Genomic DNA, 19,123 nt, shown 5'->3' with positions numbered 1-19,123 from the left:
ATTACTCGCTTACGATACTGGCAACAGCTCTTGAGCCGGTGGTTCTTTTGACGTTATCAATAACCCCCAGACCGCGGAATTGTCCAGCGGAAAAGGACGTTGTGAAGCTTGTTCCCATTGAGGTTCTGGCCTGAAGAGTTCCGTTAATGAAGGTATTGTCCACGCCAAAAAGGGCCTGAAGGCTCGCGATATTTCCGGCCTCTTTATAGTACTGGGTAATAAAGCTTTTAAACTTCGCCAGAGACGGTTTCAAATGGTTTGAAAGATAGTCACTACGGAATGAAAGATACTTAAGACCCATGTCTTTTACACAGTCTTCATTACCGGTCTGAGAACGGTTAAGCATTGAGCTTCGACGATCTTCGCGGGCCCAATCATCTTTCTTTTTTGATTCGCATACGACGGCGAGCTGATAGAAAACTGAGTTTTCAGAAGAAGCGAGTAGGTAATCGAATCCCGCTTTTTCAACACGAAGATTTGATTCTGCACGCATCGGACCTTTTAGCTGCTCCGATCGGATCGAGGTCTTATAGTCTTTTGGGAGAGTCGTGAAATTATCCACGAACCAAATCATATCGTTCTTAAAGCCACGATCGATCCAGCGATCAGTGCGGTTGGCATCATAGTATTGAGTCAGGACAAATGAGAACTGTTCTGTTCCATCAATGCGATTGATCTTGGGATCCGTTGCTTGGGCATGAGTCGCCTCATACTCCATGGTTAACTGACGGCTATAGATGGCGGCGTTAGTGGCACCCACTGGAAGCTTCAATAATTTATAAATGATGGCGGAGAAAATGCGACTCAAAAAGTTTTGAACCACTTTCACGTTCTGAGAGTAATTCTTAAAGAACACACGAACGGTATCATCTTTGATCACGCGGATCTGTTCCGTTTTACTCTTCTGCATTTTCCCCCACAGAAGAATGCTTCCGCGAGATTCAAGGGAAGAGGAACTCGATTCATCTAGGCGAACCACATATGGTTCAAGTTCTTTAACCGTACTATGGCCACGGAGGACTTGTTTGAATTCAGCGTACTCTGCAGAATCGTTTTTCACGTGTTGCCATTGGTCGTTGTTAAGACCAAGTGTGATTTCTTTACCAGAAGCGTATTCATAGTTCAGATCAAAACGCAGAAGTGAGAATTTTAGAAGTTTGAAAAAGTCTAATTGCAATTCCGCTGTCGCTCCAGCAGAAGTGGTTTTCTTAGATGATATTCCAATTTTAAATCGCTGATCCTGAGTATTTGTATTTGAAACCGAGGTCATCTGCTGAAGATCGAACTGGGCAAGGACCCCACCCGAGAAAGAAATGTTATAAAGGGGAGGAGTGCTGATGATACCACCGGCACTTGCGGTCCAGTTATCTTCGCGTTTTAAAATTTCCTCGTGGGCCATGCTCTCTAGACCACTTTGATTGAACTTGGCGAAAGACAAAAAGAGCTTTCCGTAATCGGCCTGAAGTCCCTCTTGATAAGAATTGGCATAGTGATAGTAAGTATAAACGCGAGAGAACGTGATCCCCGCGAAGGCGGCGATTTCAGTCGCACTCATGTTCGAGAGACCTTCTTCATTGAGTCTTTCAAGCAGAGTTGTGGCCTCAATGTAGAAATTGAAAGTGTCCTGAATAAGCCAGTTTGTTCCAAAAAGATTTGGAGTCACCTGGCGATCAACATAGACATGGACCACGCCAAATGGTTTCTGCCAACTAAAGCCAGAAAAGTTTGATGAACCAAGATTAAATTGTTGATTCAGGCGATTGATATTTGCCACTTGATCCGCTCCCAATTGCTGGTGAGCACTTTCAAGATGACGACGAATTTCTTCGTAAAGAGGAGACTCTTCTCCGTCTACTGGAATCGGATTACTGATTGTGCCTTTTGAAACGCCTAAAAGGGCGCCCATCATTCTGGACTCAAAGGTCGCTACAAAGCTATTATCATTGGCAGACATCGCCTTGGCAGATTTCAATTTCTGGGGACTTTTCGTCTCTCCATGAGTAAGATAGTGCTCAAACTCTGGAATCAATTTGATATGGGTGAATTCGCTGGCGAACGCAGAATACGACATCGTCAGAAGGACAAGCATCCATACTTTCATCGGGAACTCCCAGGCAATCAATCGCCTTTGTGATTAGAGCTTGGATCGGTTATTCTAGAGGGAAAACTTAATCAACTGCCTCTGACTTAAGTTCCTGATTTCGCTTTTTCCGAGAGCGAAATCACGAGGTTACTGAGAGCAGGTTTTTTAAAAAAGAACGAAAACTATGGATATTCAAAAGTTTAGAGCGCTATTAGATGAGAGTTACAATTGGCCGGATTATTACGAGTTCAAATTTATCGTCAAAATCGATGATAAGTTATTGATCATAGATAAGCTCCCGGGCTATCAGATCACCGAAACTCTGTCTAAAAAAGGCAACTATGTTTCGGTTAACGCCAGAAAACTCATGAAAAGCACTGATGAAGTACTCGAGATTTACGCATTGATGAGTACTATTAAAGGTGTGATCAGTCTTTAAAAAGGACCTCCATGAAATTCAAAACCGCCCTGGTTCTGGCCGGGGGAGCTTTCGGTACCTCAATCGCATTTGTGCTTTCTCAAAATTTTGAGAAGGTCATCATCATGGTGAGATCTCAGGACATCTTTGATGAGATCAATCGTGGCGAGAACACGACATATCTTCCAGGACAAAAACTTCCGGATACGATTAAAGCGGCCATGACTTGGGATGAAGTGAAAGCTCAGACTCATGGTCATGTTGATTTGATTGTTTCAGGTCTACCAATGTCTGCGATTGAAGACTTCTGTTCACGTAATGAACAAGATCTTAAGCGCTATCTTGATCAAGGCATTCCACTGGTGAGTTTAGCGAAGGGGATTGATCACGAGACCCTTAAACTTCCAGATGAAATGTTCAAAGCTCACTTTGAAAATTATCGCTCACAGCTCATGTATCTTTCTGGGCCATCGTTTGCGAAAGAAATCGTTGATAAACAAATCACCATCGTGTCACTTGCTGGGGAAGACAAAGATAAGCTTCTTCTTGCCTGTGAGATGTTAGGAACTGAATTCTTCAAGGCACTACCGACTACAGATGTGAAGGGTGTGCTCTTAGGTGGGGCCCTTAAAAACGTGATCGCCATCGCTGGTGGTATCATGGAAGGGCTTGGTTATAACCACAACACTCGTGCCGCTCTTATCACTCGTGGGATCGTCGAAATGCTTCGCTTTGGAACGGTTTTTGGGGCAAAGCCTGAAACGTTCTATGGTCCGTCTGGGATGGGAGATCTTATTCTCACTACCACGGGTGAGCTTTCTCGTAATAAGAGTTTCGGGATTGAGATTGCGAAGGGGCGCAAGGCAGAAGAGATCATCAAAGCCACGAAGTCAGTGGTAGAAGGTTATAAGACCACAAAGGCCGCTTACTTTTTAGCTGAGAAGATGGGAATTCGCGCGCGCATTTTCACGGGACTTTATGAAGTACTTTACAACAATCACGATCCGAAAGAAGTGGCCCGTGAAATGATGGTACTTCCACCGAAGTTTGACGAGGCGTGATTATCTCACCGGCTCGAATTCGCCACTCCAGAAAATAGAAATCGAAACCTCAAGTGTCGAATGGTAAGGCAGGCGAATGCCCACTTCTTTCACATTACGGCCTTTGGCAATTTCTGGTGCGGCAGGACCCCAGACAATCTTCTTCACTTCAGCCGCATAACGTTCAGAGTTCTTTTTACAAACTCGAGTGTCCATCATGGCCCATTCACCATCTTTAGTCGTGAGGCGAAGATTTAAAAGATTATTGCGTTCACTGATATGAAGAAGGAACGGATTTTGGTCGCCCTTCTCGGCCCATTTAGTAGGGAAGCCATTGTTGGCGACCAAAGACTTAAGCTGTGCCAGATTGGTGGCGCAGTCTTGCGAAAAGGCAGAGAAAGAAAAGAGGGCAACGAGAATGAGGATTAAAGTTTTCATGCGTGAATTTTAATTCAGGGCCCATCAATTGGTATAGACCCTGAAATAAATATATGTGCATAAATATTTGAATCTTCGAATCTTAAGGTTTACTACGGCACCGTTAGTGAAATTTGCATTAGTTTAAGTTCGATTCGATTTTAGATAGGCTAATCGTCTCACCCAGGTGAACAATCTGGCCGTCAGCTTTTTGCACGAAATAGGCAGGAACTCCCACCACATTATAACGTTTTAAAAATTGTGTGATGTTATCGTCACGCTTGGTCCAGTCCGCACGAAGAAGAACCAGATCATATTTTTTTGCCAGTTCATTAAAGCCATCAGTTTCCATCACAAGGCGCTTATTAACCTTACAAGTTAAACACCACTCAGCAGTGAAATCCATGAAGACCAATTTACCTTTTTCATTATTCAATTTCTCTTCTGACCAAGGCTTCCACTGAGAGTCTGTTTTTACAACTGCATCAGTAGTGGTGGGACGCATCTCCAGGTTCTGAATCGCCATAACAGTCATAATTAATGGAAAAGCGAAGGCAATGGTTTGAAGCACGCGAGACTTAGAAATTTTTTGCGCGAAGAAGAAAGCAAAGAACCAGAAAGCAAAAAGAAGGTTCAGGCGCCAGCTGATTTTATCAAAATCAACCAGAGTCACGAACACATCATAAAGCCAGATCACAGTAGCTACTAGTGATAGACCCAGGAAGTATTTTAGCTTTTCCATCCAGGCACCCGGGCGAGGAAAAATCGCCAAGGCAGCAGGGAAGAAGGCCGTCATTAGAAATGGGAAGGCAAGTCCTAGACCAATAAAGAAGAACATCAAAAAGATGTTCAGAGTACTTGTGGTGAAGGCGAACGTAAGGGCCGTACCAAGAAATGGTGCTGAACAAGGAGTTGAAAGAATGGTCGTGAGAATTCCTGAAAAGAAGTCTCCCGCGACACTTTCTTTAATTTCAGCAGAACCAAGTTTGGATCCACCTGGAGTCACGAATTCAAAAAGTCCAAAGAGGTTTAAGCTCAGGATAAACAGAATCAGCATCATCACCAGAATGAAGGCCGGAGACTGAAGCTGGAAGCCCCAGCCAATTTCTTCACCGGTTGCTTTAAGTGCCGCGATCACACCACCCAGGGCCATGAAAGTTGAAAGTACACCTGCGGTATAACTTAGATTGTGTCCCAGGATTTTTTTCTTCGGAAGGTTCTTGTGCTTAATAAGACCAAAGAGCTTCAGAGAGATAACCGGAAGCACACATGGCATAAGGTTCAAAATCAGACCGCCTAAAAAGGCGAATAAAAAGTACTCGAAGATATTACCTTGCGAAGCAGTCGTGCCGGCGATGACACCTGTGCCCTTACCATCGTATGGAGGAAGGTTTTTATAGAAATCATTCAATGCTGGAGTAGCGTTCGCAAAATCCTGAAGCTTCAACGTCACAACGTTTACTTTCGCTGAATCTGGAGCATTGATTAAGAATTTAAGTTCGTATGGTTTTGGAAATTGACCATTGGCCGGAAGAGGCACCACTGGATCCTGATATTCTCCATCCCATTCAATCTCGGTCTTACCGTAAATCACTCCATCTTTTAGATAAAGTGTTTCGCGCTTAAAGCCCCATGGTGCTTGAGGAAAACCAGTTAAAAGATTCAGAGTTTCTGGAAGTTTTGATGATTTAAAATTCTTTAGTGAGTAGTGAAGAGTCAGGTTCGGCTGATCCTTTGTGCGCGTAAGATAGTACTCAAGATTCGCTGGAGTCTTGGCCTCTTCTGGAAGATCTTTGAAAGCTTTTTCTAGTTCATCGGCCGGGAATGGTTTTGCCATTCGGTTGGCCATGAACTCTTCGTTAGGTCCAAGTTTTAGCTTGGCCTCACCCGGAATACAAATGTCCTTACAGATCAGCATTCCGACTTGAAGATCAAAGGCACCCGGTACGTCATCGAAGAAGAAATGTTTTTTGCCCGAGTAACCAATCGTGAGAATATCTCCTGCTTCAATATAGCGCTTCGGTGTAGGCCACTCGTAGGACTTTACATCTACTGGTTTGGTGTTTTGAGTAAATTTGAAAGTTGAAGCAATACCTGCGTCACCTGGATTTTTCCAATATGTGTGCCAACCCTCATCGTGGTTGATGGTTACAACGAGTTTTTTCTGGAAGCGTTGAATAGAAACCGTGGCGTGCTCTTCAGCTGCCCATAATGAGGCGGAGAGGATGAGAAGAACAATAGCTTTCAGCATGTGAATCCTTTATCATGAACGGGAGGGCCAATTATGTCTTTTCCAGCCAAAATTATATGCCTCACAGAGGAATCAGTCGAGACTCTCTATCTACTAGGCAGAGAGGACTTGATCGCAGGTGTGAGTCAATATGTTGAACGACCACCTGAAGCAAAATCCAAGCATCCAACCGTCACCCAATTCATTCGCTCTGACATTGAGCAAATTGTCTCGATGAAGCCTGATCTTGTTATCGGCTTTTCGGATCTACAAAAAGACATAGCTTCCCAATTGATAGGACGAGGATTGAACGTTTTTGTGACAAATCAGCGATCTTTAGAGGAGATTCTCAATAATATCCTTCTCTTGGGACGCATGATCGGCGAGGGGGAGAAGGCCCAAAAGTTAGTAGACTCGTTTAAACAAAAATTAGACGCCTTCAAAGCGCGGAAATTATCTCGTCGCCCCCGAGTTTACTTTGAAGAGTGGGATCATCCCAATTATTCGGGCATTAAGTGGGTGTCTGAGCTGATAGAAGCCTGTGGTGGTGAAAATATCTTTAAAGACAAATCTGGAGCAATGGCAAGGGATCGTGAGGTGACTCATGAAGAGATCATTAAGCGTAATCCCGAGATTATTTTTGGTTGTTGGTGTGGAAAACCAGTGAAGCTCGATTCGTTCGAGAAGCGTCCTGGTTTTGGAGCGGTCTCAGCGGTCCAAAATAAATTTATTTGGGAGCTGGATCCGGCCGTCTTCCTGCAACCAGGGCCTGCCCTGTTTGTTGACGGACTAGATCAAATGTTTGAAAAAATTCAGAAAGTTGCCACTCTTGACGGCTGAAAAAATAGGCCCATATTTATCTATATGAAAAGAATGTACGTCACTCTTGGAGTCATGTTTCTTTTAGTGGTTTGGGCCATTTCATGTCTGGCACAAAATAAACCGTCTGTTTCAGACACTCGTGCTGATCAAATTCAAAAACGTCTGCAACTTAGAGAAGAAATACATCGTCGCATGATGGATAAACTCATGAACGGTAATGGTTCGGATGAGGACATGTTTAAGGACCTGGAAAAAATGGCAGAGGAAATGATGAATGAATCATTCTCTGGTATGGATTCTTTTGCGCCAACGACAAGTAACTTTCAAATGGAGTGGACAGAAACTGCAGGTGGAAGAACACTTGCCATTACTCCGAAAACTCCCGAGCAGAAATTAGACATCAATGTGAATAATGGCATGATCACGATCAAGGGATCGGCCGAACAAAAATCACAATACGGAAGTACCATTTCTGAATTCAACAATAGTTTTAATGTTCCTGGAGATTGTGATCCAACGAAAGTGAAGATGGATCAGAAAGAAGGGAAGATCCTTCTGAATTTCCCATTCAGAACGGCGAAAACCATTCAGAAAAAGCCGGTTGATCAGCGAAAACCGCTACCGAAATCTGAAGATGATGTCGTTATCTAAACTGATGAAATGACTTAACTTCTCTATTCCAGGCAAAATTTTCCTAAGCATTTGGTCGAAGAAGCCGAAGAGGTTGGTGAGTGTTCAATCCCAATCCTGGAGGCCCACAATGGCAAAAACAGTAGCACTATTTTTCGTACTTGGTTTGATGGTTAGCTGTGCTTCTCATCATAATGATCGTGGTATTTCATCTGTTGAAGAGCAAAAGATGGAACAAAGATCTCAGTATTACGATCGCGTGTACCCGCGCTAATATTCCCTAAGGTTTTTTTAGCCAATCGGGAATGTTGGACACTTCTTCCAATACACGTTTATAAGAATCCAGGCGAGAGAGGATCAATTGGTCCTCTCGGTTGCCTCCATCAAGCTTCTGAAAAAAACACCCCTTACTATTTGCTTCATGAGTACAGTTCGAACTGAACTGACATTTTGTCGTCCATTCGTTTACATCTGAAAAACAGTAGAGAAGGTCTTGCTTGGTGAGATCGGCAAGAGACATGGAACGAATTCCGGGAGAGTCGATGAGAGCGAAATTTTCACCATCGATAAGTTCTGCCCAAGTCGTAGTATGGGCACCCTTACCAACTTTACCGAGTTCGCCACTTAAGAGTTGAATCTTTCCATGGCTTAATTCAGTGATGAGACGGCTTTTACCAACGCCCGAGTGTCCTACGAGAACGGCCGTTTTCTTTTGGAGTTCATGAGAGAGTTCGTCGAACCCATTCGCAAGAAAGCGCGGTTTATAGTTCTTATCTTCCGCAGAAATTTCAAAGCATTTTACATTCAGCCATTTTAAGCGTTCGGCCTCGAACTTGATGTCGAACTCTGATTCCTCATAGAGGTCCATCTTGTTGAACACGACATAGGCAGGAACGCCCCAGTAGTCGGAGCGAGCAAGATAGCGATCGACCAGGCCTCTTTTATAGGCCGGTTTACCAGCACTCACCACCACCAACATTACGTCTACGTTAGCGGCGATAACTTTCTTTTTTTGTTCCCGGGGAATATTTCGAAAAATGGCACTTTTGCGTTCTTGGACGCTTTCGATCTTCCATTCTTCTCCACCCTGAGGAGGAGGTGAGATTTCCACCCAATCGCCAACCACGATATGATCTTCTTTTAAAAGGGCCGCTAACGCTGTGGCGAGAACAACTTCTTTGGTGTCTTCACGTTGGCATTCGAAATGCCTCTTAGAAGAGCGGAAAATACGGGCTTTGATGGTCATTGGCAGAAGCTACCATATTTTTTTTAATATAACTCGGCAAAACTGACGCATTGCTATTCGATTGACAGAATTAGTTAGGGTCGTTAAAGTGAGTTCCTAAATATTCTGAACGGCTAAACTCCTTGGAATCAATGGATTTTTCTCACGTTTGGTCTGTAAATCGCGCACCGGTAGCTCAGTTGGATAGAGCAACCGATTTCTAATCGGTAGGTCACAGGTTCGACTCCTGTCCAGTGCGCCATTTTTCTTGAAAAACTTCCATCTTCGCATTCACGCTCTCGTCTCACATTCGGTCACGTACCTGATGTACGCTCCCTCATGTTCGCTCGGCGTTCATGCGAATCTGATCGTTTTTGAGGAAAAATGGGATTTTCAGTTATAATTTGAAGAAATGATCTTCCAAGGAATCTCCACGAATGAAAGCATTGTCGATTGTGTTTCTATTTGTATTAACGGCCTGTTCATCTAATAGAGTGCAAGATACCCTTCCTCCATACTCGAAAGAGAAAGTCTGTTCTAATGAAGCATTAGCATATCTAAAAAAGAATTCTACACCTGCTCAAGGTAAAAAGAAGTTTTCAGAGGAAGACATATACGCTCGCATGCTGAGTCTCGAGCCCGCGATCAGAAAGTGTTACGAGGAGGAAATGGAAAGAACTGGCAAGCAACATGCTTTCAATTTATGTTTCGTTGTTGGGTATTCAAAACGTGGGGTCATGGATTTCTTTGAATTTTCAACTCGAGAAATTGAATTATCTAATGAGTTTAAAAGTTGCTTGTCTGAGTTGAAGAGCAGAAAAGAATTGATTGGTTTTAAAGATCTTTCTATTGTTCAACCTTATCGCCTCGTTCCTAAAAAATAGTCTAGAAACGAAGTCCATCAATTGAAGTATGGAGATTTATCTTTTGAAAATTTTATTTTTTACACTAATTCTTGTGAATACGGCCTTCGCCACTGTCGATTTCAAAAAACACTTCACCGATCGTGAGGCCTGTTTCACGATTTCGGATATGAGTAACGGCAAAGTCATTGCTGAATACAATTCGCCTCGTTGTGATCAAAGGATTCCACCAAATTCTTCTTTCAAGATAGCTGCGTCTCTTATGGCCTTTGATAAAGGGGTCTTTAAGGATGAGAATCAGGTGATTAAATGGGACGGAGTAAAGCGCGATCGCCCGGAAATCAACCAAGATCTTACTCCCATGACTTTCATGAGTACTTCGGCCAAATGGGTAACTGAATGGATTATGCCTCAGTTAGGTGAGAAAACGATTCATGATCTCTTAGAAAAATACAACTACGGTAATAAAGATTTTTCAGGTGGAATGAAAACGGCCTGGGTCACATCGAGCTTAAGGATCTCTCCTCGCGAACAAGTAAACTTCCTGACAAATTTCTGGAACGGTAAACTCGCTTCAGAGAGTGCTACAAATCTCACGAAGAAAGTGATGTTCATCAAAAAGCTGGGAAACGCTGATCTTTACGGTAAGACTGGGACGGGATGTGTAAAAGGGCATGATTGTATGGCGAAACCTGGTAAAATGTTCGGTTGGTTTGTTGGCGTTTTAAAGAACGGCGATAAAACTTATGTTTTTGCTGGCAACGGAACTGATCTAGAAGATCAGAAAACTCCGGGTGGTCCGAGAATGCGAGACACAACGATGGAGATCCTAACTGAGATGGGTCTCACGAAATGATCTCGAGCTTCTGTGTTTTCCTACCGGGTACTTTATGTGATGAACGAATCTTCCAATATCAATTGAGAGAGTTTCCGAATCATGCGGTAATTGATCTTCGTCACTCCGATTCAATTGAAGAGATGCTCGAATTAGTTCGCAAACTTCCGCAGAAGAAAATGACCCTCATAGGTTTTTCCATGGGAGGACATGTTGCCCAGGAATTTGCGATTAAATACCCTGAGAGAGTTGAGAAGCTAGTTGTGATTGCTGCTTCAGGGGAAGGATATCCTCCAGAGGAGAAGAAGCTCGTTCTGGACACATTGCCTGCTTTAGAGAAGGGAAAGTTCACAGGAATCACCGATAAGCGTTTGAAGGATTATCTCGCTCCCGCTTCATACGAGAACCTTGAAATTAGAAATACCATTCATGCCATGGCAGGAGCTGACGCTAAGGAAGTTTATCTCCGGCAGCTCAAGGCGACTCTTGAAAGAAGGAACATCTCTGCCGATCTTCAAAAAGTCACTCTACCGATGCTTTATGTAGCAGGTGAGGATGATAAGATTGTTCTACCCTCGGCCATTGAGAGGACCGCTAAGAATCCAAAGAACGCCAAATTTGAATCTTTAAATGACTGCGGTCACTTTGTTCCACTCGAGCAACCTGGGATTCTTAATATGATTCTATTAGATTTTATCTCGTAAAGAGACTCGCGATAAAAGTTCCAGACTCCACCGCACCTTCTGCACAGGGAGTGCCGAGATAGTCACCTGCTAAAAATAGTTGGTCAGTTGCTTTCAGCGACTCTCGATAAGCGAGGACTTCTTTTGCTCTACCGGGAGCACATACAGGAATTGCTTCATCCCATTTGGTGATACGGTAATCGAGAACATCCGCTTCTTTAATTCCTAATAAACGCCATTTATCCGAAAAGTCATTTTGTGAATGGCCTTCGCGGCTTCTTAGTACTCCGATGAGCTTTAAACCTTCAGGGACTAACTTTGTATTTTTTTGAGCTTCATTCGTCACGACATTGATGAATGGATTTCTCTCCGGCAGCACCAGAGTACCGTAAGGACCTTTCTTGATATTCTTTTTGCAAAGTATCGCTTCATGGGTCGAAGGAGAGTACTTGGTCTTAAGTGACGTTGGAAACTTATCTTTCAGAAGCTTTTCTGCGACAGTGGCCGTAGTCGCAACAATAATCTTCTTTCCTTTAAACACACCTTTATCAGTTGTGACTTCTTCACCCTTTATCTGATGGACGGCCGTATCAGTCATGATGTTTTTGTTTTGGGCCAAAGTAAGAGGGAGTCCTGCAAGCCCCTCACTCAAACCAAATAGTGATTTCCCTTCTGCCATATGAGCGAGAGCTCGCACCATCATGGAGGCCGATAGTTCATTAGCAAAGGCGTAGTTAAAAGCTGAGAAGTAGGGAGCAAAGAAGTTGCGAAGAATTTCGTCATTTAAGTATTTAAGACAAAAGTCTTCCGCACTCATGTTATCAAACTTTGCCAGCGCAGTGATGTCTTCCAGAGCAAGCTTTCGGTGCTTTAATTTAAAATAGACAAGAATCTGAGCGAGCTTCAGGAATGATCTCGGAGAAACTAATCCTTGAGTTAGCGATGAAAATGGATTCTTGGTGTTAACGACAAGATTCTTCTCTTTCATCATAAAACCCATGAGCGCACAGCTATCTTGGGTTTCAAGTTTTAGTTCTTTTACTAGATTGGAGATGAGAGGATAGCCACGAGTGAAGAACTGAGCTCCGACATCCGCCTTTGCTCCTTGAAGGTTAAGAGTTCTTACTCGACCACCAACGATCGTGTCTTTTTCAATTTGAAGAACTGAGAAGCCGTTTTGAACTAGGCGATGATGGGCCGTGAGCCCTGCGAGTCCTGCACCAACGATGATAAAATCATATGAAGGTATCAGGCAGAGATCTCCTCAACCAGACAAAGCTTGGGCTTCTTCGCCACCGGAGCCTCGTACTTAGAAGGATCATAAAGATTCGGTTTTAAGTGATGGTTAAGATGATAGTAAGCACCGGCACCTAGGAAGTTTACCGTCTTATAGTAAAGATTGTGATTAAGGTTCACAATTTCAACTGAGCCATCTTCCATTGTCTTATGTGTTGCCCAGTTGATGTGAGCGAATACCACTAAGTTTGTTAAATAGGCCGGTAAGTAGAAGGCCACGAAGTAAGTTGGTCCCAAGACCTTCCACCAAATGAATGCCCGCAAAGCAAGACCTACATAGTAGGCCGCCATCTGCGTGCCCATAATTGAATAAGTCTTTGCAGAGCGACCGTGGATACTAAAGTATTGGTTACTGATTACGCGAACTGTATTCAGTTGAGTTGTGGCAAGGAAGTACAAGAAGTTCTTTCCCATTGGAGGATGTGGATCAAGCTCGTGATCATCAGCATTCGCGTGGTGAAGGACGTGGCTGATTCTGAATGGGGCCATACCAAACAGTACGAAGAAGCCGCAGATTTCGCCCACGATTTCATTGAGCATTCTCGGCTTAATATTAAAGTGAACGGCGTTATGAAGTGCCACAGGTAATTGAAGACCAAAAACCACTGCAAGTGGAAGAACTAAGAGATGATTGAGGTTCAAAGACAGTTCAGATGAAACCAGGTCTTTGCATAGGAAGCCAAGAACCATCATGATTAGCATCTGAGCTGTGAAATACTTGAAGAAGAAAAAAGGGTCTTTGCGAAAATTTGCGAAAGTAATTTTCATAGGGCCGCCTTTTGAAGAAAATTCTGAATCGTCTGATTTACGAGTTCCGGATTTTCTCTTAAAAACCAGTGACCACCGTCTAAAACCTTTACTTCAGCTTCAGAGTAAAAGGGACGTATGTCTTGTGAGTTTGGTGCTTTGATAAATTTATCGTCTTTCCCAAAAAGAAGGAGTGTCGGAACCTGAGACTTCTTTGGCGTTGAAAGAAACATTCCCGTTCTTAGCTCTCGATAAAGACCAATCGGCGTAAAGCCAAAAGGAGCTTCAGTTCTTAGTGATGCATTTTCTGCAATGTGAGACATGTCGTAGACATTTTTCGAAAGTAGAGGACGAAACTTAGCGACGAAGGCCTCAGAGAGACCCGGGATTTGAAGCAGAAATACATACCAAGATTTGAAGAACTGAGTTGATGAGAGAAGACGCTTGCGGAAGAGTTTGAAGTCCATGCCGGCCATAAAGACCTGGGCCTTGACCTTATTTGAAAGATGTTTAGAAACTTCTGAAAGGATGAAGCTTCCAACGTCATGGCCAATGAGAATGATCTCATCTTTATTTTGAGCAGTAATCTCGGCCACAATATTTCTAACGATTTTTTCTAATTTCAACTCAGATTGAGAAACAAGGCCGTTGGTGCTGCCAGGTAGAGCAAGATTTAAGATCGTAAATTGATCCTGCATCTTCTCAATCTGCTCTTTCCAAAGAAGCGGATTGTTTGGATAGCCATGAAGGAAAACACAAAGTGGTTTTTTCATGATTTGATCCCCGGAGTTTTAAGAACAAATGCTCCAATTTTTGCGAGGGTCTTTTTAAGACGAGGATGCTTTTCAGGTTGAGTCATCATCTTGATATAAGAAATCTCATTGAAGATAAGTTTCAACTTAGATTTGAATGGAAGGACATCGATCTTTTCTACGACCTGATTCATTGATTTTAAAATCGGGTGACGGTCCTGAAATTGAGAGACCTTACGAAATCTCTTGAGTTCTCCGATGAGCCAAATTGTTTGCAGGATACGTGAAACTGCGAAACTTAGTCTTGTGATTGGTCTACGCCAAGACTGTTCAGGCATTGAGAGCATTTCATATGAAAATGACGAGTGTCTTGATTCTTCAAGGAAATGAAGGCGATTGAGACTAAAAAAGACTGAGTCTGTGTGATTTTTATGAGGGGCCATTTGCTGAAAAAGACGAATACTTTCTTCTTCGGTTGCAGCAACTGTCCACCAGATGGCCTTGCCACCTAAGAGGCCTTCGAAGGCGTAAAGTCTTGCCACTAATGATTTCTTATCGAAAGACGGTAAGAAGCTGGATAGCTCTTCCCTTGAAAGGTTTAATTCTTTGGCAGTCATATCAAGAAAACGAGAGAAGGCCGCAGAATGGACAGCTTCTTCCAGGAAGAACTGTTTGCCCTCCATGGCGAATGCATGGTTGTTTTTTGCTTTTGGTTCGCGCTCAAAACAAATAGTCCGCATTTGGTTCAGAACTTTTTCGTGTTCTTTAATGGCACTTGCAGCTAGAAGTCCGAGAACCCAAGAAGCGGCGTGCTTTTCATTTTTTGTTAGCTCATTAATAAAGGAACAATTCGCAGGAATTGGCAGAAGAGTTTGAGAAAGGGTCAAACCTTGGTTCCAAGGAATGTCCTTGTCAAAATCATAAGTGATTGAGTGGTTGCCCTGAGCATGTATCATGTCCCTTCATGATAAAAGGTATACAGGCCAGGCAGGAAAACCCAGGTAAATAATCACCTGGGTGTTTAAAGGTTAGACAGCTGCGAATTCACCTAATTATATGTACTTGAAAATGGGGTTGGAGCTTCCTTTCTTAATTTTTCCGTACCATCTGCATAAGTACCAAAGTACGGGGACTAAGGCGGCCGCGATCAACCATAAACTCATTACATTCGGGACGCTAAAGTGATTCCCAACATTAGGCCCGAAGAAGACCTTGAGAGATGTGTGAATCACGTTCAATAAATAGATGTGAACCATATAGTAGAAAAGTGGGGTACTTCCAAACACTGCCAGAAACCGCGTGAAACGAGTTTCTTTCTCGAGACCTCTTAGTAGAAGCATGCCTGTTCCCAACGTAAGCAGGAGGAAATCCAATGAAGGCGGATACTTCGTTAGATTGAAGAAGGACATGACTGTTTGAACGAAGTTGTTTTCGATTTTCCATGGAAGTGGTTCTCCGTAGATATTGATCATTCTTAAAAGAAGGAACGTGATCAGAAAGATAAGTCCGGTGTTGATTAAATTTTTGTTTTTGCTTTCTTGATTCGTCGAGAACCATGGCCCGATTCCGAACCCAAGAGTAATAACACCAATCCAAGGTAAAACCGGATATGATGTTCTGACTTTCATACCAAAAATGTCGATTATACCTCGATCATGAATAATTGCCCAAAGCGTGTGGGCGATACCAGAATCAAATGAAATGGGGTCGAGTATATTATGTCCAATCACAATGGTAAGACCTAGAGCAATGAGTGCTTTCCTTGGAAGCCAGAGAATTCCAGAGAGGCAAATCATTGAGACTCCAATCGCCCAGATAACTTGGAGGAACATCATTGAAGGAGTGAAAGAGAAGCTCCATCCAAAGCTAATTACGGTTAGTTCCAAAACAATCAGAAACAATCCGCGCTTTAAGAGAAATTCCGAAGTGGCACTTTTCCCATTTTTGCTTTGATATAAATACGCTGCTAAACCCGTCAGGGCCACAAACACCGGAGCACAGAGATGGGCCGAAAGTCTGGTGAAGAAAAGATCAGCAGGAGTGGTCGCGATATTGACCGGATCCGAAACCTGAGCATGGTAATAAAAAAATTCTCGAGCGTGATCCACTAACATAAGTAGCATGACCAGTCCCCGAGTAGCGTCGATGGAGATTTGTCTTTTCATAAACAGGGTTATAATGTAATTGCAAGTGAGTTGCAATTACTGATTTGCATGATCGAATAATTTATTGAATGATTATTCCATGACGAAATTAAAGGGTACTTGCTACTGCGGTAATATTCATCTGACTTTGACACTCTCTGAACCAGCTGATGCCTATCATCCAAGGGCCTGTGATTGTGATTTCTGTCAAAAGCAGAACATCTCTTATATCTCTGATCCGAAGGGGACACTAAGTTTTGAATTCAAAAACCAAGTAGGGCATTTTCGGCAAGGAAGTGAGAGTGCTGAGTTTCTGTTTTGTAAGCACTGCAGTTTTGTCGTTGGAGTGACTTATCAAGAAGATGACGTCCTTTACGGAGCGGTCAATAGTGAAGTTATAAATGGAAGGTTTGGTGAAAAGGTCACGGCCTCACCCAAAAAACTAAGTAAGATTGAGAAGACTACTCGTTGGAAACAAGTTTGGTTTTCAAACGTTTCGCTAAGAGCACAAGTATGAAGGGAATGAAGTTCGTGTTCACCAGATCGTGCAGACTTGCGCCGAATTTCAGAACACCTCTTGCAACGTAGTCATCTCTCAAATCCATAAGCTCCATTAATACTGATACGATGAAGCCCGGTAATATAGAGTAAAAGGAATTAAGCTTTTTCTTTGTGAAGAGAAGTGTCAGTACTAAGCAGATAAATCCCACATGTATATGGATGGCATCTCTTGAGACGTGCAAGAAATTCAAAATGATGGGCTTCATCGACTGATAGGTCATTAACCTATTCTACAGCTTCTTTTTTATCTGGAAATACTTTGAGCCAGTCTTTTTTCATACTGATGACGTTCCACTTATATTGCTGGGCCCAGTTAAGAGAAGTATTCTTGGGCTCTCCATAAACAAATTCTCGGGCACCATCATCATGGTTTACGAGTAATTGAAGAGAGCGGTATTTACTTCCTTGTGAGTAGCGAAGCATCTGTACGTCACCTTCATTGCCGACATTTCCGCAGGCGATGACTGGACGTTTTCCGATGTTCCTCTGGATTCCTATGGGCTTTTTTTCTTTATCATTGTTGAATTCAAACTTTTGAAGGCGATTAAGCTGATTGGTCTTAGGTTCAAATGCGTAGGCAAAGTTTGAACCGATCACCCTTTCACCAGGAATTTGATAAAGCCTCTGGCTGAAAGTCCTCATGAATTCAATCGTTCCACCGGAAGAGATGTAAATCGTGAATCCGTGGTCCTTAAGTAGTTGCATGAGTTCCAATTGAGGTTGATAGACTGTCTGATCTATTGGAACTTTGTAGGTAGGATGAAGAGCAGTATCAAAAAACTCTTTTACTTCTTTTTCAAAGGCCTCGTCAGTCATTCCGGTATGGGTCTTCAAGACAATTTTGAGAAACTCTTTTTCTGAAGGCCGGGGACTAACTTTCATCCCCATCTCTTTGGCCCGTTCAATGGCAAAAAGACCTTGTACCACCGGCTTTTCCGCCCAGATGGTTCCATCGTTATCAAAAGTAGCAATTCTATCTTCAACTGGAATAAAGTCAGGATTCTTTGGATCGGTAATGACTTTTATATAATCCAGAATGTTTTCTTTCACCTGAGTATTGGCCCATGATGGTAAAGGTGCGGGAGGGGCCTTCTCTTTTTTAGGAGTGGCACATGCAATGAGTAAAAACGATAGTGTTATAAGAATATTCTTCATCAACATAAGATGGAGAAATTTGTATTATTTGAAAATGCTGAATGAATCACGACTTTTGACGTCTGCAAAATGTCACAGGGTGATTAAAGCAAATCTCATAAAATCTTCAGATGCATTGACATACTTGGCATAATCCCGAAAAAGCGCATTGGCGTCTTTCTGAGTCGAATGAGCGAATTCCTCTATATCTTCAAAGGCCGCATCAGATTGTTTGATCTTTTTCTTATCGGCCAATTGATCCAGGAGATTGTCATTTTTGTCTTTGATATAAGTTGTGTGGGCCATGAGTGAATCTTTTTTTACTTCCAGATCCTGTATGCGATAGGCGAGATCATCTCGAAAGAACTCATTTTGTTCTGGTCTGCTGGTATAGAATTGGAAGTAAGCGACCTTTTCAAGAAAATCTTTTTCGATATTCGTTTGCATGAGATCAAGCTTGCGAGAATTTTGACGAAGTTCATGGCGAACATCTGACGCCTGATAGTAACGGATGCGCGTGCAACCACCGATTAACAGCATTAAAAGAAATATTGTTTTCACATTTGGCCTTTTATTTTGCGGTTCTCGGTTCTATCAAGCAGATTGGGTGCCAGAGTTTAACCAACTGAAATTTTGTTTTGCGGACAATTGTTCTGGTCAAATAGCCCCAAATAAATAGGGCGCTCCGAAGAGCGCCCAGATGACGTTCCTACTTACGAGGATTCTGATTTGGGTTTACATTTTGTTGACCCTGACCAGATTGATTTTGGTTTTTGTTAAAATCTTTCTGACCTTGTTGTCCTTGTTGACCTGGTCTTTGAGTGTTTTGATTTTGGTTTTGATTAGAGTTTTCCATACAATTTCCTTTGTTTAAGGTTGTTAACTGCAAAAATCTAAATTGCAATCAGGATGCCTGCACGAACAACGGGCCATTAAGTGCATGCCGCGTTTCTCATGGGCAGATTTCCTCTGGAGATCGCTCATCAGATTTCACCTTCTTTAGAACTATCTTCATCAGTCTGGTACTTTAACCTTTCTGGATGATTGTCATCGTAATATTTGCCTTCAACTTTTGGATCATCTTCTCTGGTGTGATATTTAAGTTTTTCCATTCTGTCGTGTTCTTCTTGTTTTTGTTGCTCGGTCTGTTGCATTTGAGATTTGTCTTGTGACCCTGAAGGTGCAGCAGCATAAACCATGACACCGAGTAATAATAAAAACATGATAATCAGTTTCATATTCA

Annotated in this window: 22 protein-coding genes and 1 tRNA gene; 10 read left to right on the top strand and 13 right to left on the bottom strand. The window is 42.7% G+C overall.

Annotated elements, in window-relative coordinates:
* Window position 1: 1 nt before the first annotated feature.
* On the bottom strand, window positions 2-2,101 hold the full coding sequence (locus SOO65_RS16135) for a hypothetical protein (protein WP_321392610.1): 2,100 nt from the start codon (window positions 2,099-2,101) through the stop codon (window positions 2-4).
* 166 nt (window positions 2,102-2,267) lie between these two features.
* Here SOO65_RS16135 and SOO65_RS16130 point away from each other — a divergent pair, with 166 nt between their 5' ends.
* Complete coding sequence (locus SOO65_RS16130; protein ID WP_321392607.1) at window positions 2,268-2,522, top strand: DUF493 family protein; 255 nt, start codon at window positions 2,268-2,270, stop codon at window positions 2,520-2,522.
* Between the two features lie 11 nt (window positions 2,523-2,533).
* Entirely contained in the window at window positions 2,534-3,562 is a 1,029-nt protein-coding gene (locus SOO65_RS16125; protein ID WP_321392604.1) for an NAD(P)H-dependent glycerol-3-phosphate dehydrogenase, read from the top strand.
* Here SOO65_RS16125 and SOO65_RS16120 read toward each other — a convergent pair whose 3' ends face one another.
* Together SOO65_RS16120 and SOO65_RS16115 are read right to left on the bottom strand one after the other, a co-directional pair.
* On the bottom strand, window positions 3,563-3,979 hold the full coding sequence (locus SOO65_RS16120; protein ID WP_321392602.1) for a hypothetical protein: 417 nt from the start codon (window positions 3,977-3,979) through the stop codon (window positions 3,563-3,565). It lies immediately after the preceding gene.
* A gap of 118 nt (window positions 3,980-4,097) precedes the next feature.
* A complete protein-coding gene (locus SOO65_RS16115) occupies window positions 4,098-6,209 on the bottom strand; it encodes a protein-disulfide reductase DsbD family protein (protein ID WP_321392599.1) in 2,112 nt (703 codons plus the stop codon).
* A gap of 33 nt (window positions 6,210-6,242) precedes the next feature.
* On the opposite strand from SOO65_RS16115, the gene SOO65_RS16110 reads away from it, so the two are divergent.
* The 3 genes from SOO65_RS16110 (at window position 6,243) to SOO65_RS16100 (ending at window position 7,914) form a co-directional block, all read left to right on the top strand.
* On the top strand, window positions 6,243-7,028 hold the full coding sequence (locus SOO65_RS16110; RefSeq protein WP_321392597.1) for a cobalamin-binding protein: 786 nt from the start codon (window positions 6,243-6,245) through the stop codon (window positions 7,026-7,028).
* 24 nt (window positions 7,029-7,052) lie between these two features.
* Window positions 7,053-7,661 (top strand): Hsp20/alpha crystallin family protein, encoded by a 609-nt coding sequence (locus SOO65_RS16105; protein ID WP_321392593.1) that lies wholly within the window; start codon window positions 7,053-7,055, stop codon window positions 7,659-7,661.
* A 109-nt stretch (window positions 7,662-7,770) separates the two neighbouring features.
* Complete coding sequence (locus SOO65_RS16100; RefSeq protein WP_321392591.1) at window positions 7,771-7,914, top strand: hypothetical protein; 144 nt, start codon at window positions 7,771-7,773, stop codon at window positions 7,912-7,914.
* 6 nt (window positions 7,915-7,920) lie between these two features.
* Here SOO65_RS16100 and rsgA read toward each other — a convergent pair whose 3' ends face one another.
* Window positions 7,921-8,886, bottom strand: coding sequence for a ribosome small subunit-dependent GTPase A (gene rsgA / locus SOO65_RS16095; RefSeq protein WP_321392588.1), 966 nt, complete (start codon window positions 8,884-8,886; stop codon window positions 7,921-7,923).
* A 164-nt stretch (window positions 8,887-9,050) separates the two neighbouring features.
* Here rsgA and SOO65_RS16090 point away from each other — a divergent pair.
* The 4 genes from SOO65_RS16090 to SOO65_RS16075 all read left to right on the top strand — a co-directional run bounded on the left by SOO65_RS16090 (window position 9,051) and on the right by SOO65_RS16075 (window position 11,267).
* A tRNA-Arg gene (locus tag SOO65_RS16090) sits at window positions 9,051-9,127 on the top strand.
* A gap of 175 nt (window positions 9,128-9,302) precedes the next feature.
* Window positions 9,303-9,749: a hypothetical protein gene (locus tag SOO65_RS16085; RefSeq protein ID WP_321392585.1), complete on the top strand. Its 447-nt coding sequence runs from the start codon at window positions 9,303-9,305 to the stop codon at window positions 9,747-9,749.
* Window positions 9,750-9,792: 43 nt separating this feature from the next.
* Complete coding sequence (locus tag SOO65_RS16080; RefSeq protein WP_321392583.1) at window positions 9,793-10,584, top strand: penicillin-binding transpeptidase domain-containing protein; 792 nt, start codon at window positions 9,793-9,795, stop codon at window positions 10,582-10,584.
* Window positions 10,581-11,267, top strand: a complete 687-nt coding sequence (locus SOO65_RS16075; protein ID WP_321392579.1) for an alpha/beta fold hydrolase — start codon at window positions 10,581-10,583, stop codon at window positions 11,265-11,267. The genes SOO65_RS16080 and SOO65_RS16075 overlap by 4 nt, the downstream gene beginning before the upstream one ends.
* Here SOO65_RS16075 and SOO65_RS16070 read toward each other — a convergent pair.
* The 5 genes from SOO65_RS16070 to SOO65_RS16050 all read right to left on the bottom strand — a co-directional run bounded on the left by SOO65_RS16070 (window position 11,257) and on the right by SOO65_RS16050 (window position 16,206).
* Window positions 11,257-12,474, bottom strand: a complete 1,218-nt coding sequence (locus tag SOO65_RS16070) for a protoporphyrinogen/coproporphyrinogen oxidase (RefSeq protein WP_321400210.1) — start codon at window positions 12,472-12,474, stop codon at window positions 11,257-11,259. The two genes, SOO65_RS16075 and SOO65_RS16070, sit on opposite strands and share 11 nt — an antisense overlap.
* 20 nt (window positions 12,475-12,494) lie before the next feature.
* Window positions 12,495-13,310: a fatty acid desaturase gene (locus SOO65_RS16065; protein WP_321392576.1), complete on the bottom strand. Its 816-nt coding sequence runs from the start codon at window positions 13,308-13,310 to the stop codon at window positions 12,495-12,497.
* On the bottom strand, window positions 13,307-14,062 hold the full coding sequence (locus SOO65_RS16060; RefSeq protein WP_321392573.1) for an alpha/beta fold hydrolase: 756 nt from the start codon (window positions 14,060-14,062) through the stop codon (window positions 13,307-13,309). The genes SOO65_RS16065 and SOO65_RS16060 overlap by 4 nt, the downstream gene beginning before the upstream one ends.
* The gene (locus tag SOO65_RS16055; RefSeq protein WP_321392570.1) at window positions 14,059-14,997 is read right to left on the bottom strand and encodes a hypothetical protein; all 939 of its coding nucleotides are present in this window, start codon (window positions 14,995-14,997) and stop codon (window positions 14,059-14,061) included. The genes SOO65_RS16060 and SOO65_RS16055 overlap by 4 nt, the downstream gene beginning before the upstream one ends.
* A 96-nt stretch (window positions 14,998-15,093) precedes the next feature.
* Window positions 15,094-16,206 carry an acetyltransferase domain-containing protein gene (locus tag SOO65_RS16050; RefSeq protein WP_321392567.1) on the bottom strand — a complete coding sequence of 371 codons (1,113 nt, stop codon included), beginning with the start codon at window positions 16,204-16,206 and terminating at the stop codon, window positions 15,094-15,096.
* A 79-nt stretch (window positions 16,207-16,285) separates the two neighbouring features.
* On the opposite strand from SOO65_RS16050, the gene SOO65_RS16045 reads away from it, so the two are divergent.
* On the top strand, window positions 16,286-16,702 hold the full coding sequence (locus SOO65_RS16045) for a GFA family protein (protein WP_321392565.1): 417 nt from the start codon (window positions 16,286-16,288) through the stop codon (window positions 16,700-16,702).
* Window positions 16,703-16,971: 269 nt separating this feature from the next.
* On the opposite strand, the gene SOO65_RS16040 is transcribed toward SOO65_RS16045, so the two are convergent.
* The 4 genes from SOO65_RS16040 to SOO65_RS16025 all read right to left on the bottom strand — a co-directional run bounded on the left by SOO65_RS16040 (window position 16,972) and on the right by SOO65_RS16025 (window position 19,118).
* The gene (locus SOO65_RS16040) at window positions 16,972-17,901 is read right to left on the bottom strand and encodes an HAD family hydrolase (protein WP_321392562.1); all 930 of its coding nucleotides are present in this window, start codon (window positions 17,899-17,901) and stop codon (window positions 16,972-16,974) included.
* A 72-nt stretch (window positions 17,902-17,973) separates the two neighbouring features.
* Entirely contained in the window at window positions 17,974-18,441 is a 468-nt protein-coding gene (locus tag SOO65_RS16035; protein ID WP_321392560.1) for a hypothetical protein, read from the bottom strand.
* A 148-nt stretch (window positions 18,442-18,589) separates the two neighbouring features.
* Window positions 18,590-18,736: a hypothetical protein gene (locus tag SOO65_RS16030; protein ID WP_321392557.1), complete on the bottom strand. Its 147-nt coding sequence runs from the start codon at window positions 18,734-18,736 to the stop codon at window positions 18,590-18,592.
* Window positions 18,737-18,863: 127 nt separating this feature from the next.
* A complete protein-coding gene (locus SOO65_RS16025; protein WP_321392554.1) occupies window positions 18,864-19,118 on the bottom strand; it encodes a hypothetical protein in 255 nt (84 codons plus the stop codon).
* Window positions 19,119-19,123 lie beyond the last annotated feature (5 nt).

Source organism: Peredibacter starrii, from assembly GCF_034259205.1.
In the GTDB taxonomy this organism is placed as follows: domain Bacteria; phylum Bdellovibrionota; class Bacteriovoracia; order Bacteriovoracales; family Bacteriovoracaceae; genus Peredibacter; species Peredibacter starrii.
This window is presented reverse-complemented; position numbering and strand designations above follow the sequence as displayed.

Coding starts and splice junctions, on each gene's coding strand:
- SOO65_RS16135 (WP_321392610.1), bottom strand. CDS start 2,101: ATGAAAGTATGGATGCTTGTCCTTCTGACGATGTCGTATTCTGCGTTC.
- SOO65_RS16130 (WP_321392607.1), top strand. CDS start 2,268: ATGGATATTCAAAAGTTTAGAGCGCTATTAGATGAGAGTTACAATTGG.
- SOO65_RS16125 (WP_321392604.1), top strand. CDS start 2,534: ATGAAATTCAAAACCGCCCTGGTTCTGGCCGGGGGAGCTTTCGGTACC.
- SOO65_RS16120 (WP_321392602.1), bottom strand. CDS start 3,979: ATGAAAACTTTAATCCTCATTCTCGTTGCCCTCTTTTCTTTCTCTGCC.
- SOO65_RS16115 (WP_321392599.1), bottom strand. CDS start 6,209: ATGCTGAAAGCTATTGTTCTTCTCATCCTCTCCGCCTCATTATGGGCA.
- SOO65_RS16110 (WP_321392597.1), top strand. CDS start 6,243: ATGTCTTTTCCAGCCAAAATTATATGCCTCACAGAGGAATCAGTCGAG.
- SOO65_RS16105 (WP_321392593.1), top strand. CDS start 7,053: ATGAAAAGAATGTACGTCACTCTTGGAGTCATGTTTCTTTTAGTGGTT.
- SOO65_RS16100 (WP_321392591.1), top strand. CDS start 7,771: ATGGCAAAAACAGTAGCACTATTTTTCGTACTTGGTTTGATGGTTAGC.
- rsgA (WP_321392588.1), bottom strand. CDS start 8,886: ATGACCATCAAAGCCCGTATTTTCCGCTCTTCTAAGAGGCATTTCGAA.
- SOO65_RS16085 (WP_321392585.1), top strand. CDS start 9,303: ATGAAAGCATTGTCGATTGTGTTTCTATTTGTATTAACGGCCTGTTCA.
- SOO65_RS16075 (WP_321392579.1), top strand. CDS start 10,581: ATGATCTCGAGCTTCTGTGTTTTCCTACCGGGTACTTTATGTGATGAA.
- SOO65_RS16065 (WP_321392576.1), bottom strand. CDS start 13,310: ATGAAAATTACTTTCGCAAATTTTCGCAAAGACCCTTTTTTCTTCTTC.
- SOO65_RS16060 (WP_321392573.1), bottom strand. CDS start 14,062: ATGAAAAAACCACTTTGTGTTTTCCTTCATGGCTATCCAAACAATCCG.
- SOO65_RS16055 (WP_321392570.1), bottom strand. CDS start 14,997: ATGATACATGCTCAGGGCAACCACTCAATCACTTATGATTTTGACAAG.
- SOO65_RS16050 (WP_321392567.1), bottom strand. CDS start 16,206: ATGAAAAGACAAATCTCCATCGACGCTACTCGGGGACTGGTCATGCTA.
- SOO65_RS16045 (WP_321392565.1), top strand. CDS start 16,286: ATGACGAAATTAAAGGGTACTTGCTACTGCGGTAATATTCATCTGACT.
- SOO65_RS16040 (WP_321392562.1), bottom strand. CDS start 17,901: ATGAAGAATATTCTTATAACACTATCGTTTTTACTCATTGCATGTGCC.
- SOO65_RS16030 (WP_321392557.1), bottom strand. CDS start 18,736: ATGGAAAACTCTAATCAAAACCAAAATCAAAACACTCAAAGACCAGGT.
- SOO65_RS16025 (WP_321392554.1), bottom strand. CDS start 19,118: ATGAAACTGATTATCATGTTTTTATTATTACTCGGTGTCATGGTTTAT.